Annotated in this window: 2 protein-coding genes and 1 pseudogene; all 3 read right to left on the reverse strand. The window is 70.4% G+C overall.

What is annotated here, in order from left to right; genetic code table 11:
- A pseudogene (locus A5646_RS13330) lies at positions 1 to 412 on the reverse strand (hypothetical protein); the annotation flags it as partial.
- Entirely contained in the window at positions 409 to 1,674 is a 1,266-nt protein-coding gene (gene rsmH / locus A5646_RS13335; protein ID WP_156749197.1) for a 16S rRNA (cytosine(1402)-N(4))-methyltransferase RsmH, read from the reverse strand. The gene rsmH and the pseudogene A5646_RS13330, both read right to left, overlap by 4 nt.
- Entirely contained in the window at positions 1,649 to 2,080 is a 432-nt protein-coding gene (mraZ, locus tag A5646_RS13340) for a division/cell wall cluster transcriptional repressor MraZ (protein ID WP_066873398.1), read from the reverse strand. The genes rsmH and mraZ overlap by 26 nt, the downstream gene beginning before the upstream one ends.
- Positions 2,081 to 2,385 lie beyond the last annotated feature (305 nt).

Below are 2,385 nucleotides of genomic sequence, written 5' to 3' on the forward strand. Positions count from 1 at the left end.
ACAGCGTGAGCCCCAGCCCGATGCCCAGCGCACCGATGATCAGCACGACGAACGGGACCTTGCTGGCCAGGGTGCGCGGCCGCAGGTCGATCGAGGCCAGCCGGGCGGCCAACCGCTCGGTCAGGCGAGGCCGAACAACCTTGGGGGCCTTGGCCTTGCGCGCCTTGGCCCGCGCCTTGGCCTGGCTGGTGCTTTTGGGCCGGGCCGGCCGCTCCACCGGCCGGGCGATGGGGCTGGTCTGCGGTGCGGACTTGGGCGCGCGGGCCTCACGGGCCGGCGCCGAGGTGCGGCCGCTTCGGGCGCGCCGCGCCGATCCGGACTCGGCCGCGCGGGTCCGCCGGGCAGCGCCGTCGCGCCCGCCCCGGCGATCGCTGCCGCCGCGCCGCTTCGACGTCTCGCGCTCTGCTCTCATGCGTCGCCTCTCCCGCTAGCCTGCTGTGACTGCATTCGTTGCAGCGCCCGCAATCGCACTGCGGCACTGCGTGGATTGCGTTCGATCTCGGTGGCGTCGGCCCGATCGGCGCCGTGCGTCAGGGACTGGAATCGCGGCTCGTGGCCGGGGAGTTCGACCGGCAGGTCCACCGGGGTGCGGGACGCGACCGCCTGGGCGAAGAGCCGCTTGACGATCCGGTCCTCCAGCGATTGGTAGGCCATCACCACGATGCGCCCGCCCACGTCGAGGGCGTCCAGGGCGGCCGGTAGCGCGTTGCGCAGCGTGTCCAGTTCGTCGTTGACCGCGACCCGCAGCGCCTGAAAGGTGCGCTTGGCCGGGTGTCCGCCGGTACGCCGGGCCGCGGCCGGAATCGCTTCGTAGAGCAGGGCCACCAGGTCCGCGGTCGACCTGAACGGCTCGCGGGCCCGGCGGCGCACGATGTGCGCGGCGATGCGGCGCGCGAACCGCTCCTCGCCGTAGCGGTGCAAGATCCTCGCCAGCTCCGCCTCGTCATAGGTGTTGACGATGTCGGCCGCGGTCAGCGGCGACGAGGGGTCCATCCGCATGTCCAGCGGCGCGTCCTGGGCATAGGCGAAGCCGCGCTCGGTGCGATCGAGCTGCATGGACGACACCCCGAGGTCGAACAGCATCCCGTCCACGGATTCGATTGCCGCATAACCGGATTCATCCAGCGCCGCGGCGACGTCGTCGTAGCGGGTGTGCACCAGCGTGAGGCGGTCTGCGAAGCGCGCCAGCCGCGCCCGGGCGATGTCCAGCGCGCTGGGATCGCGATCGAGCCCGATCAGCCGCAGGCCCGGCAGGTCGGTGAGGAACCGCTCCGCATGCCCGCCCGCGCCGAGGGTGGCATCGACCAGCGTCGCCCCCGACCCGTCGGGGTGGTGGCGGGTCAGCGCGGGCGTGAGCAGTTCGACGCAGCGTTCCAGCAGGACGGGGACATGCCCGTAATCGTCGGGACTCGAATTGTCAGCCACCGCAACGCCTCCACGAATCTGCCGGCATCCGTCGGCCGCCCGCACCCCCGACGGGCGGGTCCTCGCGCCGCGTCGGGTCTGTGCCGCCCGGACGGGCCTTGGCAGGTGCTCGGGAAGAGGGGCGGCCCCTGCACCGAGGTCTCTGACCGAAGTCGCGAACCTGGCGTTGGGGAAGTACGCCAGGGTCGGTTCGGGCAGAGGCCACGGTGCACGGGCATGCGCCTCAGATGATGTCGCCGAGTGCTTCATCGCTGGCCGCGGAGAAGTTCTCTTCGTGGGTCTGCTGGTAGTCCTGCCATGCCTGCGCATCCCAGATCTCGAGGTTGTCGATCGCGCCGATCACCACGCAGTCCTTGGAAAGGTTGGCGTAGCGCCGGTGGTCGGCCGATAACGTGATCCGGCCCTGCGCATCGGGATGCTGTTCGTCGGTGCCGGCGGCGAGATTGCGGAGAAACGCCCGGGCGTCGGGGTTGCTCCGCGACGCCTTGCTCGCGCGGCGGGCCAGTTGCTCGAATTCCGCCCGCGGGTAGACGGCGAGGCTGTGGTCCTGGCTCTTGGTGACCATCAACCCCCCTGCCAGTGCGTCGCGGAACTTGGCGGGCAGCGTGAGCCGCCCCTTGTCGTCGAGTTTGGGCGTGTAGGTGCCGAGAAACACCAGCTCACCTCCCCTATGGGGTCACCCAAACACTGCAGCCACCATACCCCACAATCCCCCACTACGCCCCATTCTTAGGGTGTAGCCGCGGCGTTTTCAGGGTTATCCGTCGTCAGGACGCCGTCAAAGCCGCGCAAAGGGTGTGTCGCGCCCCGCCCGGGACGTCTGTCGCGCTCTGGATCGCGGACCGATTACCAGGCGAAATACCGTCGGTGGGGCGTTGTGGGGGACTTTAGTGGGGCGTGGTGCTGTTCGTCATCGGTCTCGCGATGCTGGTCTCCGGGGTGTCGTTCAAGGCCGCGCTG

The sequence above is a fragment of the Mycobacterium sp. 1245499.0 genome (genome assembly GCF_001673615.1).
Lineage (GTDB): Bacteria > Actinomycetota > Actinomycetes > Mycobacteriales > Mycobacteriaceae > Mycobacterium > Mycobacterium europaeum_A.

What these genes read in the sequence shown, in the direction of transcription:
- rsmH (WP_156749197.1), bottom strand. Translation starts at nt 1,674, where the DNA reads ATGAAGCACTCGGCGACATCATCTGAGGCGCATGCCCGTGCACCGTGG.